Origin of the sequence: Serratia plymuthica (assembly GCF_018336935.1) — a bacterium.
Taxonomy (GTDB): Bacteria; Pseudomonadota; Gammaproteobacteria; order Enterobacterales; family Enterobacteriaceae; genus Serratia; species Serratia plymuthica_B.
This window is the reverse complement of record NZ_CP068771.1, coordinates 169,969-184,701: the sequence shown is the minus strand read 5'-3', so window position 1 is coordinate 184,701 and position 14,733 is coordinate 169,969. Positions and strand designations below refer to the sequence as shown.

General features: G+C 56.0%; 9 protein-coding genes and 3 tRNA genes. 2 read left to right on the top strand and 10 right to left on the bottom strand.

Annotated elements, in window-relative coordinates; translation table 11 throughout:
* Nucleotides 1-25: 25 nt before the first annotated feature.
* From miaA to nnr, 5 genes are read right to left on the bottom strand one after another with little or no spacing between them, the layout of a single operon-like run.
* On the bottom strand, nt 26-967 hold the full coding sequence (miaA, locus tag JK621_RS00875; RefSeq protein WP_006323238.1) for a tRNA (adenosine(37)-N6)-dimethylallyltransferase MiaA: 942 nt from the start codon (nt 965-967) through the stop codon (nt 26-28).
* Entirely contained in the window at nt 960-2,834 is a 1,875-nt protein-coding gene (mutL, locus tag JK621_RS00870; protein ID WP_212558266.1) for a DNA mismatch repair endonuclease MutL, read from the bottom strand. The genes miaA and mutL overlap by 8 nt, the downstream gene beginning before the upstream one ends.
* Nucleotides 2,835-2,856: 22 nt before the next feature.
* Complete coding sequence (gene amiB / locus JK621_RS00865) at nt 2,857-4,446, bottom strand: N-acetylmuramoyl-L-alanine amidase AmiB (protein WP_212558265.1); 1,590 nt, start codon at nt 4,444-4,446, stop codon at nt 2,857-2,859.
* A 7-nt stretch (nt 4,447-4,453) separates the two neighbouring features.
* Nucleotides 4,454-4,924 carry a tRNA (adenosine(37)-N6)-threonylcarbamoyltransferase complex ATPase subunit type 1 TsaE gene (gene tsaE, locus JK621_RS00860; protein ID WP_006317431.1) on the bottom strand — a complete coding sequence of 157 codons (471 nt, stop codon included), beginning with the start codon at nt 4,922-4,924 and terminating at the stop codon, nt 4,454-4,456.
* A gap of 13 nt (nt 4,925-4,937) precedes the next feature.
* The gene (gene nnr, locus JK621_RS00855; RefSeq protein WP_212558264.1) at nt 4,938-6,449 is read right to left on the bottom strand and encodes a bifunctional ADP-dependent NAD(P)H-hydrate dehydratase/NAD(P)H-hydrate epimerase; all 1,512 of its coding nucleotides are present in this window, start codon (nt 6,447-6,449) and stop codon (nt 4,938-4,940) included.
* Here nnr and queG point away from each other — a divergent pair.
* Nucleotides 6,448-7,587, top strand: a complete 1,140-nt coding sequence (gene queG, locus JK621_RS00850; protein WP_212558263.1) for a tRNA epoxyqueuosine(34) reductase QueG — start codon at nt 6,448-6,450, stop codon at nt 7,585-7,587. The two genes, nnr and queG, sit on opposite strands and share 2 nt — an antisense overlap.
* Nucleotides 7,588-7,895: 308 nt before the next feature.
* Here queG and JK621_RS00845 read toward each other — a convergent pair.
* From JK621_RS00845 to orn, 5 genes are all read right to left on the bottom strand, one after another.
* Nucleotides 7,896-7,971 (bottom strand) — tRNA-Gly (locus JK621_RS00845).
* A gap of 55 nt (nt 7,972-8,026) precedes the next feature.
* Nucleotides 8,027-8,102, bottom strand: a tRNA-Gly gene (locus JK621_RS00840).
* A gap of 315 nt (nt 8,103-8,417) precedes the next feature.
* On the bottom strand, nt 8,418-11,981 hold the full coding sequence (locus tag JK621_RS00835; protein WP_212558262.1) for an autotransporter outer membrane beta-barrel domain-containing protein: 3,564 nt from the start codon (nt 11,979-11,981) through the stop codon (nt 8,418-8,420).
* Nucleotides 11,982-12,654: 673 nt separating this feature from the next.
* A tRNA-Gly gene (locus JK621_RS00830) sits at nt 12,655-12,730 on the bottom strand.
* A 207-nt stretch (nt 12,731-12,937) separates the two neighbouring features.
* Nucleotides 12,938-13,483: an oligoribonuclease gene (gene orn, locus JK621_RS00825; protein WP_212558261.1), complete on the bottom strand. Its 546-nt coding sequence runs from the start codon at nt 13,481-13,483 to the stop codon at nt 12,938-12,940.
* A gap of 186 nt (nt 13,484-13,669) precedes the next feature.
* Between orn and rsgA the strand changes: the two genes are divergently transcribed.
* Nucleotides 13,670-14,719 (top strand): small ribosomal subunit biogenesis GTPase RsgA, encoded by a 1,050-nt coding sequence (gene rsgA / locus JK621_RS00820; protein WP_126479786.1) that lies wholly within the window; start codon nt 13,670-13,672, stop codon nt 14,717-14,719.
* Nucleotides 14,720-14,733: the final 14 nt, after the last annotated feature.

Genomic DNA, 14,733 nt, shown 5'->3' with positions numbered 1-14,733 from the left:
CATCAATTGTACACAATCACTCAACCTATGCACTAACAACCTGTATTACCGAGTCCAAAGCCTCTCCCGGCTTCTCGCTGTCCAGCCAATGTACCGAGTTCCAGCCCCGTAACCAGGTCATTTGGCGCTTGGCCAACTGACGCGTTGCGCAAATACCACGATAAACCATCTCATCGTAACTAATTTCACCAGACAAATATGACCACATCTGGCGATAACCGACACAGCGAATGGAAGGCAAATCCGTATGCAAATCACCCCGTGCAAAAAGTGCACGCGCTTCCGTCTCAAAACCTGCCGCCAACATTTGATGATACCGCAGCTCGATGCGTTGATGGATCAACTCACGGCTGGTCGGCGCTATCGCAAATTGGTGAACATGATACGGCAACGATTCACCCGAAATTTTAGTCAGTTCCGTTAAAGTTTTACCCGAAATAAAAAAAACTTCCAGTGCTCTGGACAGTCTCTGCGGATCATTCGGATGAATTCTCATTGCCGCAACCGGATCAATCTCTTGTAACTGACGGTGCAAAACGTCCCAACCCTGCTCTGCCGCCTGCTGTTCGATGCGCTCTCGCACCGCCGGATCGGCGGACGGCAGCGGCGATAATCCTTCCAACAGCGCCTTGAAGTAGAGCATGGTACCGCCCACCAACAGCGGGATACGGCCTGCGGCGGTAATGGCGGCCATCTCTTTCAACGCATCGGCACGAAAATCCGCGGCGGAGTAAGCTTCTGCGGGATCGCGAATATCAATCAGCCTGTGCGGAGCCTGCGCCAACTCTTCGGCGCTCGGCTTGGCGGTGCCGATATCCATACCGCGATAAATCAGGGCAGAATCCACGCTGATCAGTTCCACAGGCAGTCGCTCACGCAGCGCGATCGCCAGAGCGGTTTTGCCGGAGGCGGTCGGCCCCATGATAAAAATAGCCGGGGGACGTGGTGTCATTTCAGTTTCAATCATGCTTAAGGGCTGTCAGTGCAGCCTGTAAATCAACAGGTTGTAAAAGTCCGCTCGGAGGTGATTTGACCAATTGCGGGCAAAGTCGTTCAACGTCGGTCAGCAATTGTATCGCTTGCGAGGTGTTCCACTGTTCGTGCTCGCTGCCTAAATGGCGGGCGATCCAGGTGGCTAACACCGCGGGCGACATCTCCTGATGCTCGGCCAGATAGCCTAACAGTTCGGGTATCAGTTTTTGTAAATTTTGTTGGCGTAATGGTAAAGGTACTGCGCGCAGCGTCACACGCCCATGATCTGACTGCAGATCCAGCCCCATGGTGACCAGCAGCGGCTGATGGCGCACGCAGGCGGCCGCCTCGTCTTTATTCAATGTCAGTTTAATGGGAATCAACAGCGGCTGTGGCCGTAGGCCGTCTTCCGACGGGCTGAGCTGGGCCTGGCGCAGCCAGCGCTCGGCCACCGGCAGGTTCAGCAATATCAGCTGTTGACGGCGTTCGATCAGCGCATAGCACGGCGGATGAATCATCAGTACCCGACCAAAACTGTGCTGGCTGCCCGCCAGCGGCGTTTCATGCTCGATCTTCACCGGTGGGAACAGCGGTTGCTTCGGCGTTTCCTGGCGCGGCTCGGCGGCGGATGCGGCCTGCAGCAGCTTGCCATACAGCTCCCCTTCACGCTTTTGATAACCGCTGCCTGCATGATAGGCCGGCTGTGGCGCACGTTCACGCGCAACCGCAGGTTCAGCAGGTTGAGGCTCGCGACGTGGCGCAGGCTGCGAGAAATGATTGCCACCGGCGGCGACGCGGTTTTCCAACTGCCAGGCCGGCGCTTTTTCCTGGTCCTGCTCATCCGCCAGAGGCAACGGCGCATTGCCAACCTGCTGCAATACGGTGGTTACCGCCTGATAGATAAAATCATGTACCAGCCGCGCCTGATGGAAACGCACCTCATGCTTGGCCGGATGAACATTCACGTCGACCTGATGAGGATCTACCTCGAGATACAGCACATAAGCGGGCTGCTGCTCATCTTTTAATTGATCCTGATAAGCCTGACGGATGGCGTGGTTGATCAGGCGATCGCGCATCATGCGGCTGTTGACGTAGCAATATTGCATTTCGCCCAGTTGGCGGGCGCCGGCGGGATCGGCCACCCAACCGCGAATGGTCAGGTCCCCGTGTTGCCAGGAGATGTTCAACGCATGCTGCAAAAATGCCGGCCCACAAATGCTGCCCAGACGGCGTTCATGCTGGCTCTCGTCTTTCGCGGCGCGGTATTGGCGGATCAGTTTGCCATTATGGCTGAGGTTTATCGCCACATCGAAACGCGCCAGCGCAATGCGCCGCACCACTTCATCAATATGACCAAACTCGGTTTTCTCGGTGCGCATAAACTTGCGGCGCGCCGGGGTGTTGTAGAACAAATCCAGCACTTCCAGCGTGCTGCCTATCGGGTGCGCCGCCGGCTTGACCGTTACCGCCTGATCGCGGCCTTCGGCATAGGCCTGCCAGGCTTCGCTTTGTTCTGCAGTGCGTGAGGTGAGCGTCAAACGGGAAACCGAGCTGATGCTGGCCAGCGCTTCGCCGCGGAAACCGAGGCTGACAATCGCTTCCAAATCGTCGAGCGTACTGATTTTACTGGTGGCATGACGAGCCAGCGCCAGGGAAAGATCTTCCTTTCCAATGCCGCAACCGTTATCGCGAATGCGGATCAACTTGGCGCCGCCGCGTTCAATATCGATATCGATACGCGTCGCCCCGGCATCCAGGCTGTTCTCCACCAGCTCTTTCACCACCGACGCGGGCCGCTCGACGACTTCGCCGGCGGCAATCTGGTTGGCGAGCTGTGGCGGTAATACCTGGATGGGCATACTGGCTCCTGTCATGTTGGCGCTAGGCCTGCGGGATGGTCAGCGTCCGATCCAGCGGCGCGACGTCCGACTTCAGTTTATTCACGCGCTTCAGGTCACCGACGCTGACGCCATAACTGGAAGCAATGGATGACAAGGTATCACCGCGCGCGACTTTATGTTTTGACGCTTTCTTCACGCTGGGTTTCGCTTTGGCGACCGATCGAGCTGGGGCTGGAGTTTTAACCGCCGCTGCGACGTCCAGCGGACGGTTTTCCACCTTTGGGTCGGCTTGTAGCGGATGCGCCAGGAAATAACTGCGCAGGCCATTGTGGATCGCCCTGGCAATTTTATCCTGATACGCGCTACTGCCCAGCAGCCGCTCCTCCGTGCTATTACTGATAAACCCTGTTTCCACCAGCAGCGATGGGATGTCCGGCGAACGCAGCACGCCAAGGCTGGCGTGTTCCGGTCGGCGTTTATGCAATGAACCCACGCTCTGCAACTGCTGCAATACTTTTACCGCAACATCGTAGCCCACTCGCTGCGAATGGCCGAACTGCAGATCCAGCACCGCCTGGCTCAGGTAAGGATCGGCCTGGCTGTTAGCCAGCAAATCACCCGCGCCGCCAAGCAGCTCAGACTGTTTCTCATGCTGTTCCAGCCAGCCTGCCATCTCGCTGTTGGCGCGGCGGTTGGACAGCACCCAAACCGAGGCCCCGTTGGCGCTGCGGTTTGGCGCGGCGTCGGCATGAATGGAGACCAGCACATTGGCGCCCTGTTTACGCGCCACGTCAGAACGCCCCATCACCGAGATGAAGTAATCGCCTGTGCGCGTCAGCACCGGTTTGAACTGCGGATCGGCATCCAACATGGCCTGCAAACGGCGGGCTATGCCGATGGTGACATTTTTTTCTTTCAGGCCGTTCGGGCCGATAGCGCCCGGATCCTGCCCGCCGTGGCCGGCATCAATTGCCACCACCACCCGATCGCCGGACCCCACGGAAACGCGGCTGCTGCGCGGCGTAATTTCCGATGCGGTGCCCGATACTACAGACGATTTATTGGTGAAAGGATTGGAGCCGCTCGGCGCTCTTTGCACCGGTGCAGGTTCAGATTCAGGTTCACTCATCACCGGCGCCTTGCGGACCGGGTCGCGAACCACTACAGGGGCCGGTGCAGGTGTAACCACCGGCGTTCTGCGCGCCACATTGGCGTTGGCGCTGCCCTCGGCGGCAATGGTAAATACGACGGTATAAATGCCGCCGTTCTGGCGCGTAGCGACGCGTGTTTTCGAACGCTGGGTCAGATCAAACACCAACCGCACGCTCTGAGCATCTTTCGGCGTACTGGAGCGGATGCTTTTTACCAGGTTCTGCCCGCTGAAACTCAGCGGCAGGCCGCCGACCTTACCTTTCTGGTTAACATCCAGAACTACGCGGTCCGGGCCGTGCAGCGGGAAGAAGGCATAATCCGGCGGGCCATTGAAGCTCACCGATACAGTGGCTTCTCGTTGAGCATTGGATACTTTGATGTCAGACAGCGACGATGCGGCCAACGCATTGGCCACACCAAAAGACCCCAATACGGCGATCAGGGTGATTACGAATAATTTTTTCAACGCATACGTCATTGCGGCGTCATTCCTGTGGCCCGTGGATACGGTCTAAAAGCTGGCTACCGTAGGCGGAAACCGCCTGAATTTTTGCCTCACGCCCCTGATCCTGATAGCTGAGGTGCAGCTCCAGATCCGGATCCGGCAACACGCCGGTGCCCTGCTGCGGCCATTCAACCAGGCAAATGGCATCCTGCGCAAAATAATCGCGAATGCCCATAAACTCGAGTTCTTCCGGATCGGCTAACCGATACAGATCAAAATGGTATACCGCCAGTGGCTGCAGAGCATAGGGCTCGACCAGCGTATAGGTTGGGCTTTTAACATTGCCCTGATGCCCCAAAGCCTGCAGAAAACCACGGCTGAAGGTGGTTTTACCGGCGCCCAGGTCACCGTAAAGATAAATTACGCTGGCGCGATCGCACGCCTTGGCCAAGGCGGCGCCTAATGCGACAGTCGCTGCCTCATCCGGCAGAGGTAAAACGAGTTCTTTCATTCGATAGTTTCTATTATGCCAACTCAGGATTAACGTAATAAGGGATTTCAGGCAGTAAGTCGCTCGCCAGCATCCCTCTTGTTCCATGTCTTGCCGCCATGCGATCGGCAGCTGCGCCATGCACGACACACCCCGCACAGGCTGCATCATACAGCGAGAGCTTTTGCCCCAGCAAACCGCCGATAATGCCCGACAGCACATCCCCCATACCGCCGGAGGCCATGCCCGCATTGCCGACGTCCGCTATCGCCATCTCGCCCCGCTCATCGGCAATCAGCGTACCGGCACCTTTCAACACCGCCACGCCACCGTATTGCGCCGCCAGCTTGCGCACTGCAAGTAAGCGATCACTCTCAATATCAGCGGTACTGCACCCCAGCAGGCGCGCAGCTTCCCCAGGATGCGGGGTAATCACGCGATTCTGACGCTTCTCGGGATTTAATGCCAGCAAGTTCAGCGCATCGGCATCCCATAATGCCGGTTTATCACTGGCTTGCAGCACTTTCAGCGCATTCCGACCCCATTCGCCCTGGCCCAGCCCCGGCCCCACTACCACCACATCCGCCCAATTGAGCGCCTGTTGCAGCGTATCGTCGCTCAGACGTTGCACCATCAGCTCAGGACGAGCGGTAAGCAGTGGCCCGACATGCTCAATGTGAGTGAGTACTCGCACCAATCCTGCACCGCTGCGCAGTGCGGCCTCTGCCGCCATACGTATCGCCCCGCCAAAGCCGTGATCGCCGCCCACCAGCAACACGCGCCCTTGTTCACCCTTGTGCGAACAGGGCCGGCGCGGCTTCAGCCACTGGGGCAGCGAGTCTGCGGTAACCCGATGAATCTGCGCCGGTTGCTTTGCCAGCCAGCCCGATAATCCTAGCCTACTCAGATAAAGTTGCCCGACCCAATCACGCGCCTGACCGGTTAACAGACCCGGTTTGAGGGCAATAAAGGTGACGGTGTGCGTGGCGCGGATGACCGCGCCGGGCGCAGCACCGCTTTCCGCCAACAGCCCGGAGGGGATATCAAGCGCGATAACCGGCACTGAACTGCGATTAGCAGCCTCAATCAAGGCATTGTAGGGCGATCTCGGGGCGGTATTCAGCCCGGTGCCGAGCAGGCCATCGATAATCAGATCGATACTTTCCGGCCAGCGGCTGTCAGCCGGATGAATTTCACCCCCGGCATTCAACCAGGCCTGCCGGGCGGCGGCGGCCTCAACGGGTAAGGGCCGCGCGCCCTCGCAGGCAATCAACGTAATTTTTACGCCGGCCTCTGCAGCCAGTCTGGCGACCACGTAACCGTCGCCGCCGTTGTTACCGTGGCCGCACAGCACCAGCCAGTGGCTGCCGGCCGGGTATTGGTCGCGCGCCAGGGCGTAAGCCGCCTCACCGGCACGCAGCATCAAATCGTAGAGTGAAATACCGAGCGAGGCGGCGGCGGCAGGTTCTGCCCGTCGGATCCAGTCCGCAGACCAGACAGAGTGTGATAAACTGTCGGTGTATTGTTTTTCACTGTGGCCCGTCATGACACACCCCCTCGATCTCAATCAACTCGCCCAACATATCAAGCAATGGGGGCAATCGCTAGGATTCCAGCAGGTAGGCATTTGCGATACCGATCTGAGCGCCGAAGAACCCAGGTTGCAGGCATGGCTGGACAAGCAATACCACGGCGAAATGGAGTGGATGGCGCGCCATGGCATGCTGCGCGCACGGCCGCATGAGCTGCTGCCCGGTACGCTGCGGGTGATCAGCGTGCGCATGAACTACCTGCCGGCGAAAGCGGCCTTTGCCAGCACCCTGAATAATCCGCAGTTGGGTTACGTCAGCCGCTATGCGCTGGGGCGGGACTATCATAAATTGCTGCGCCAGCGGCTGAAAAAGCTCGGCGATCAGATCCAGGCTTACTGTGGCGAACTGAATTTTCGTCCCTTTGTCGATTCGGCCCCGGTGATGGAGCGCGCATTAGCCTCCAAGGCGGGCATTGGCTGGGTTGGCAAGCACTCACTTATTCTCAATCGCGAAGCCGGTTCCTGGTTCTTTCTCGGAGAACTTCTGATCGATCTGCCGCTACCGGTAGATGAGCCGCAGCAGGAACAGTGTGGCCGCTGTGTCGCCTGCATCACCACCTGCCCAACCGGCGCGATTGTCGCTCCTTACACCGTGGACGCTCGCCGCTGCATCTCCTATCTGACCATCGAGCTTGAGGGCGCCATCCCGGAAGAATTTCGCCCGCTGCTGGGTAACCGCATTTACGGCTGTGATGACTGCCAGTTGATCTGCCCGTGGAATCGCTTTTCCCAGCTCACCGACGAAGATGATTTCAGCCCGCGCGCTGCGCTGCATGCGCCGCAGTTGATTGAACTGTTCGGCTGGACGGAAGAGAAATTCCTGCGCATCACCGAAGGCTCCGCCATCCGGCGTATCGGCCATTTGCGCTGGCTACGCAATATTGCCGTGGCGCTGGGCAATGCCCCTTATCAGGATGCCGTAGTGATAGCGTTACGTTCCAGGCTGCGCCAGGATCCCATGCTGGACGAGCATATTGACTGGGCGCTTGAGCAGCAATTGGCGCGACGGGAAGCGCAGGGCGTAGAAGTGCAGACAACGCAGAAAAAACGATTGATACGGGCTGTGGAAAAAGGATTACCGAGGGATGCATAAAACCCTGTCGGATCCGTTGTTCCGTTCCCGATAGTCGCTCTGTGGATTTGTGCATAAAAATAAAAATGCTTTGTCTTTCAAGTGCAACAAAAAGAGCAAGTGATCGGCATAACGTTTTCCGATAAAAAAATATAGCTATAAATCAATTAGATATATATTTCATTTCTGTGGCGTTGATTTTTTGAACTGAGGGTATTATGAGCGCTACCTGTGGATAACTCTGTTCACAACATTTTGACGGGGTGTGTACGGGGAGGCAAAAAACCGCGCCGGTAAAGGCGTGGGCTTAGGTAAATCGAAGATAAAATTGGAGCGGGAAACGAGACTCGAACTCGCGACCCCGACCTTGGCAAGGTCGTGCTCTACCAACTGAGCTATTCCCGCATTGAGATGCTTTGAGCATCCGGCCATCAAGCAACAACATGGCCTTTGAATTTTTTGGAGCGGGAAACGAGACTCGAACTCGCGACCCCGACCTTGGCAAGGTCGTGCTCTACCAACTGAGCTATTCCCGCGTCGCATGGGTACTTCTTGAAACTTTTTTATTCATCATGCCGCATAAGCAGCCTTGCTGAATAGCAAATAGGAAATAAATTAAATTATTTATCTCTATCTTATTGATTTCTATAAAGTTTTTAATCACTCTCGAATCAATGGACTGCATTATGGACTAGTCATCGCTCCTTGGCAACCCCCCGCACGGTGAAAAATGCAAATTAGGGAGCATTTGCTCAATAAGTCAGCGAAGGTATCCTCTGACAGCCCGCCTATCGGCGCTAACGGATTACGCTGCCCGGCCTGCCGACCGGACACGCGTAGCGTTATATCAACTAAAACCGATAACGCATGTTTAGCATCCCGCCATATCCCTGGTGGCCATTATTGCCCGCCTGGCCGAACAAATGCCCCGAGACTTGAAGATTTTGTTCAATATCTCCCGCCGCACCGAGCTTCATCTCGAGCATGCTGCGTGCCAGTGCGGCATCCAACGCGGAACTTCCCATTTGCACCGATGCCTTTCCGCCATAATGTAATACGTTGGTTTCCACAAATGGGCGAATGCCTGTTTCGCGCTGGGGATAAACGCGCAAGCCGGCGCGCGCAAGCCAAGTGTTATCGGCACCGCTCCTCATACGCGTTCCTTGCAATGCCGCATCCGAAGCGCGGTAATTGCTGTAGACGAATTGGGCATTCGGTTCCATTACCAGGCCGCTCAACGCGGAACCGGCCGAGAATGACGCCACCGCATAACCCGCCTCCAACGAGGCGGACCACACGTTCGAGTGGTAACTCGCTGATCCCAGCTCACTGCCTATTTGGTTGGAATAGCGGCCATATTGCAACCAGGCGTCTGCATAACCCCCTTGATGTGTCGCGTCATTTTCGTAAAGAGTGGCATACACCCCCACGGCATACCCCGACATTTTCCCCTTTGCCTTGGCCTGCGCACTGCTGTCTCGATCCGGCAATATCAAAGTGGAAACGGAATCCGTGCGCACAGTGCCGTATCCGCTCATCACGCCCACGTGAACCGCGCCATTCTCCCTCAGAGGGACGCGAAGCACATCCCCACCCAGTTGCAGGAGAGAGCTATCCGATGTCATACCGACCCGCCCCTCAGCCATACGCATTCCTTTATCATGTCGCCCCTGGGTGCGGACCCATAGCCCAGGTTCGTTTGGCGCAAGATGACCCTCTGCAGAAACGGGAACGCGATCTCGCAGGTTATGGATAAACAGCCTGACGCCGGCAAGCTGATTGCCGATATAAGCGCCGCTTTCCGGTGACACATTGCTCATGCCGGGAACCACCGGGGGAACAACAATTTCCTCTGGCGGTGCAACTGGCGGCGGCACTGTGGTTGGAGGCGTTACTACCGGAGGCTCAACCGTTGGAGGCGTTACTACCGGGGGCTCAACCGTTGGGGGCGTTACTACCGGAGGCTCAACCGTTGGGGGCGTTACCACCGGGGGCTCAACCGTTGGAGGCGTTACCACCGGGGGCTCAACCGTTGGAGGCGTTATCGGCGGCGTATAAGTCGAGGTCAGGTACCAGTCATCCGCCACGCCTTTATTCCCGCCGCGAACCAGACTGTAATCGTAGCCATTAATGGCCAGAGTGGCCGTTCCCGCTCGATAACCCGTTGAGCCGGCATCAAGTCGAAACGCGTCCACATTCGTTGTGCCACCGTTAATCGTCTCAACCAGGCGTATGCCACGCTGAGTAAAATCACCGGTACCGCCGGCATTGATAACGCGTAATCGGCTTTTCCCTTCCGCCTTTCCACCATCAATCACCAGCCGATCGGTCGGCGAATTGTCATCACCGAGCCGGGTATTCAGCACCAACGTTCCATCTCCCTGGTAGTGATTAACCGCCACCGTTTTGAAATGGCCGTTGCCACCTGGCGCCAAGAAAGCCACTGTGCCGTCATTTTTCAATATCTCCAGCGTGGAATTATTCCGTACATTCCAGCCACTGCCGCTATCCAATGACAAAAGACTAACTCGACCTTGTTCGCGTTGGTTCACGGCGCCGACCCACTGGGAACCGTTGCTCAATAAAATCTTGGCAGAACCGCTATCTATCAGAATATCGCCCGTTAGTTGGCTATGCTTCGCATCCAACAAGACAGTGCCCGTTTTAACCTCTTTCTCTTCGCCTTGATCGATAATCTTGGCAGAGTTGGCATACAGCAATATGCCTTGATCTTCGGCACCTTCCGTTCTTGCCGTGATGACTGAATGCTCCAGGAAGAACGCATGATTGCCACCGTTGGCAAACAACCCCAGGCCATCTTGCGTATCGACCCGCGACCCCTCGGCCAAAAAGAGAGTATTAGTGATATCCTCGGCAGTGGCGTAGCTCCAGATACCCTGTGATTGCACCCCTGTCGTCGTTAATTGGACATTATTCAAGTTGACCGTTGGGCTGTTGCCGATGAACAAACCGGCCGAGGAAGCCCCTGAGGTAGTGACCCTAGTGTTACGCGCCGTCAGACTGGCCCCTTTTCCGGCGGCATAGAGGCCGTAAGCCTTGGTGCCGTAGGTCTTGATGTCCACGTCTTCAAGATCGAGTGACGATCCGCTGAATCGTGACAAAGCGCCGATAGCCCCCGCGCCCTGTGTTTCGATCTGCACCTTTTTCGCCGTGGTTGTGGCCTTATTATTGGTTAAGGCTGCCACATAAAGCGCATGGCCATTACTGCCTTCCGTCGTCAAGACGCCCTCATCCAATAAGACCGTTCCTGCACGGTTATCTATACCGAGATAATCGGCGCGGATATCGAAGCGGTTTGCCGTCAGGCGGGTACCGACGGAAGGTAACCAGGCACCGGAACCATAAGGGCCCAGCGCACGGATCTGCACATTTGCAATGGTAGCGCTCGAATTCTTCGCATTGAGGTTGAGACCATAGCTAAACTCGCCACCTGTAATCAGTTTGGCGTCGCTTATCGTTATCACGGGAGAAGGGCCGTTATAGAGAGCCGTCAGTCTGACCGCATCACCCGCCGCAGTCAGCGTGCCACCCGTAATGTCAACGATGCCGCTCTGTACGATGACGGCGGGCCCTTTTGCTGAAGAGACGTCGGTATTCTGCAGAGCAATCAACGCGTTTGCGCCACTCGCATAAAGCGCCGCCTCACTGTCTCCTTGAGTGGTGACGGTCGAATGGTCTAAACGAACAGAAGCCCCTGGCCCTGCGTAGACGCCTCCCCCTTTAGCTGAAGTAATAGTCACGTTTTTCGCCGTAATGCTGGCTTTCGCGTCTTTCGCGTACAAACCGCGACTTGAGACCCCCGTCACCGCGATAGTCCCGCCATTTAATATGATCTTTCCTCCGGCCTGCGCCATCGCACCGTGCGAATTGAATCCTTCCGTGGATAATGCGACGCCCGTGCCTGCAATGCTGCTGCCGACATCTCTTGCATACAGTGCATGGGCATTATTGCCGGTCCCGACGCTCTCGACGACGCTATTGCTCAAAAACGCCGTGCCGCCGGCCCGGGCCAGCACTGCGGGGGTATCACCGGTATCAGTGGAGTCCGCGCGAATGGCGATGTTGTCGCCAGCAAAACTATTGCCAACCTGAGACACCAAAACGGCGGCCCCGCGGCCAGTGTGATTCACCGTATCGCCGGGAGCGAGAATAAGTTGGACGTTGCCTTTGGGATCGTCCAAAACGATTTGCCCATGTTCCTCAGCAACGCTGAAACCCGAACTGAATAGCGCCAGCATAACGGCACTATAACGAAATAGAGGATAAACCTGGGGCTGAGGCAAAGAGGCGGATATCTCCTTGCCGCCATTATTACTGCGCCCTGAGGTCAATTCAGATACGGCTTGAAATACCTGTAAAGCCGAATTGAATACGCTGAGAAATATATGATTCATTATTATTTTCTCCAGCCTTCTGCACGCGCTGGCAGCGATTCAAAAGTCATTGAATCGCTTCGTAACGTGCCAAAAAGGTCATCTGACAAAAATCCATTTCATGACGCTCCGAGTGCCGAACACTATCGAAGCCCGGTCTTTAGCACGCAACCCGCCAGGCCACACCTGCCGGCAACGCACTCAAGCGGCCTGCAATGCAAAAACGAACAATGCCGTCGAGGGCAGTGAGCCTGGCTATAGGTTTCCTTATAGATATTCACTGCCATTATATTCCAGCGGCGTCATATTCCTTGCGTGGCCTCATTCAATGTAACATCCAAAATTAAAATTACAGAAACGATAGTTTCTCAAAAAACAAAAAATCAGACACTCCTTATTTTTTGAATTAAAAATATAAAAATGAAAAATGGAATAAACTAAGTCATATTAATTTTTTATTAAAAGACACACCCGTGGAAGTGAAAGCCAGACCTGGAGATGCCGGAAAAAGAACGGCACAGATACGGCATTACCCAGAAAGAAATGTCGCTGAAGGGAAACATGTAAAGGTGAGAGGCGGGCCAATCGTCATTGCTGTGGCGCTGCGATTGCACTCGACGCCAACGCAAAAACGAAGAAAGGGGCATAAGCCCCTTTCTTCGTCATCTGCAGAAGGCTCTGCAGCGTATAATTTTGGAGCGGGAAACGAGACTCGAACTCGCGACCCCGACCTTGGCAAGGTCGTGCTCTACCAACTGAGCTATTCCCGCCCGGCGTATTGATGTCGGAACTAAACGAAATTCTTCATCGGTACGGGGTGCGCATTATACGAGAAATCCTTTTTGTCGCAAGCCCCTGAAAGCAAAAAAACGCGTTTTTTGTTTGATTGCCTATTAAATCGCCAAACTGGCTAATAATTAATCGGCGGGATCGAAAGCTTTTCACGGTACGGGCCCCCAAAGGGGCCTGAGCGACCATCACAACTGGATGAAATGCTCGCGGTAATAGGCCAGTTCAGCCACAGACTCGCGGATATCATCCATCGCCTGATGGGTACCCTGCTTTTTAAAACCGCTGAGAATTTGCGGTTTCCAGCGGCGCGCCAGCTCCTTCAGCGTACTGACGTCCAGATAGCGGTAATGGAAATAGGCTTCAAGTTCGGGCATATAGCGAAACAGGAAACGGCGATCCTGACCGATGCTATTGCCGCAAATTGGCGATTTGCCCGCCGGCACCCATTGCTGGAGGAAAGCGAGGGTTTCCAGTTCGGCGGCGCGATCGTCGAAACGGCTGGCTTTTACCCGCTCCACCAGCCCGCTGCCGGTATGGGTGCGCACGTTCCAGTCGTCCATCAGACCAAGCTGTTCGTCGGATTGATGTACGGCGATTGTCGGCCCTTCAGCGAGAATGTTCAGATTGGCGTCGGTAACCAGCGTGGCGATCTCGATAATGCGATCGCGCTCCGGATCCAAGCCGGTCATCTCCAGATCGATCCAAATCAGGTTGTTTTCGTTTCCTGTCATGATATTTCCTGCGTAAAAGCCGAAAGATAAACAAAGCGTGGGCAAGGCGGCGACCGGCACCGGCTGTTTTTGCCGGCGGCGATACGCGGTGCGTAGCGGCTAACAACGGTTATTTAATATAAAATAGCGTGTATCATAGCCTTTTTGGTCGCCACGAGCGATAAAAGCCGATTCAAGTGAGGCGCAGTGACTAAGAACAAACTGTCCAAAGGTCAACAACGCCGCGTACAGGCGAACCATCAGCGTCGCCTGAAGCGCACTGATAACAAACCGGAACTGGATGATTCCCAACTGGGAGAGCCGCAAGACGGCATCGTCATCAGCCGTTTCGGCATGCACGCCGATGTTGAAGCCGCGGATGGCACCCAGCATCGCTGCAACATTCGCCGCACGTTGCGTTCGCTGGTAACCGGCGATCGCGTGGTGTGGCGTCCCGGCGTGGGTACTCATGAAGGGGTCAAGGGCATCGTCGAGGCGGTTCATGAGCGTACCTCGGTGCTGAACCGCCCCGATTTCTACGACGGCGTGAAGCCGATCGCCGCCAATATCAATCAGATCGTTATCGTTTCGGCGATCCTGCCGGAGCTTTCGCTGAATATGATCGATCGCTACCTGGTGGCGTGCGAAACGCTCGAGGTCGAACCGCTGATCGTTCTGAACAAAATCGATCTGCTGGATCCGCCGGCGCGCAAGGTAGTCGACGGCATGATGGCGATTTACCGCCATATCGGTTACCGGGTGCTGGAAGTCTCCAGCCAGACGCGCGAAGGCATGGAAGCCTTTGAACAGGCTCTGGCCGACCGTATCAGTATCTTCGCCGGCCAGTCCGGCGTGGGCAAGTCCAGCCTGCTGAACGCCCTGCTGCCGCCAAGCGATAAGCAAATTCTGGTAAATCAGGTTTCCGATGTCTCCGGCCTGGGGCAACATACCACCACCGCCGCGCGGCTGTACCATTTCCAGCACGGCGGCGATGTGATCGACTCCCCTGGAGTCCGTGAATTTGGTCTGTGGCATCTGGATCCGGAACAAATCACCCAAGCCTATGTCGAATTCCGTGACTATTTAGGCGGCTGTAAATTCCGCGACTGTCGCCACGACACCGACCCAGGTTGCGCCATCCGCGCGGCGGTGGAAAAAGGCGATATCGCAAAAGAGCGTTTCGACAACTACCACCGCATTCTGGAAAGCATGGCGCAGGTGAAGGTTCGCAAAAACCTCACGGACGCCGCAGACTGATCGTTGCGGGCGGG

Coding starts and splice junctions, on each gene's coding strand:
- amiB (WP_212558265.1), bottom strand. CDS start 4,446: ATGACGTATGCGTTGAAAAAATTATTCGTAATCACCCTGATCGCCGTA.
- tsaE (WP_006317431.1), bottom strand. CDS start 4,924: ATGAAAGAACTCGTTTTACCTCTGCCGGATGAGGCAGCGACTGTCGCA.
- queG (WP_212558263.1), top strand. CDS start 6,448: ATGACACACCCCCTCGATCTCAATCAACTCGCCCAACATATCAAGCAA.
- mutL (WP_212558266.1), bottom strand. CDS start 2,834: ATGCCCATCCAGGTATTACCGCCACAGCTCGCCAACCAGATTGCCGCC.
- nnr (WP_212558264.1), bottom strand. CDS start 6,449: ATGACGGGCCACAGTGAAAAACAATACACCGACAGTTTATCACACTCT.
- orn (WP_212558261.1), bottom strand. CDS start 13,483: ATGACAGGAAACGAAAACAACCTGATTTGGATCGATCTGGAGATGACC.
- JK621_RS00835 (WP_212558262.1), bottom strand. CDS start 11,981: ATGAATCATATATTTCTCAGCGTATTCAATTCGGCTTTACAGGTATTT.
- miaA (WP_006323238.1), bottom strand. CDS start 967: ATGATTGAAACTGAAATGACACCACGTCCCCCGGCTATTTTTATCATG.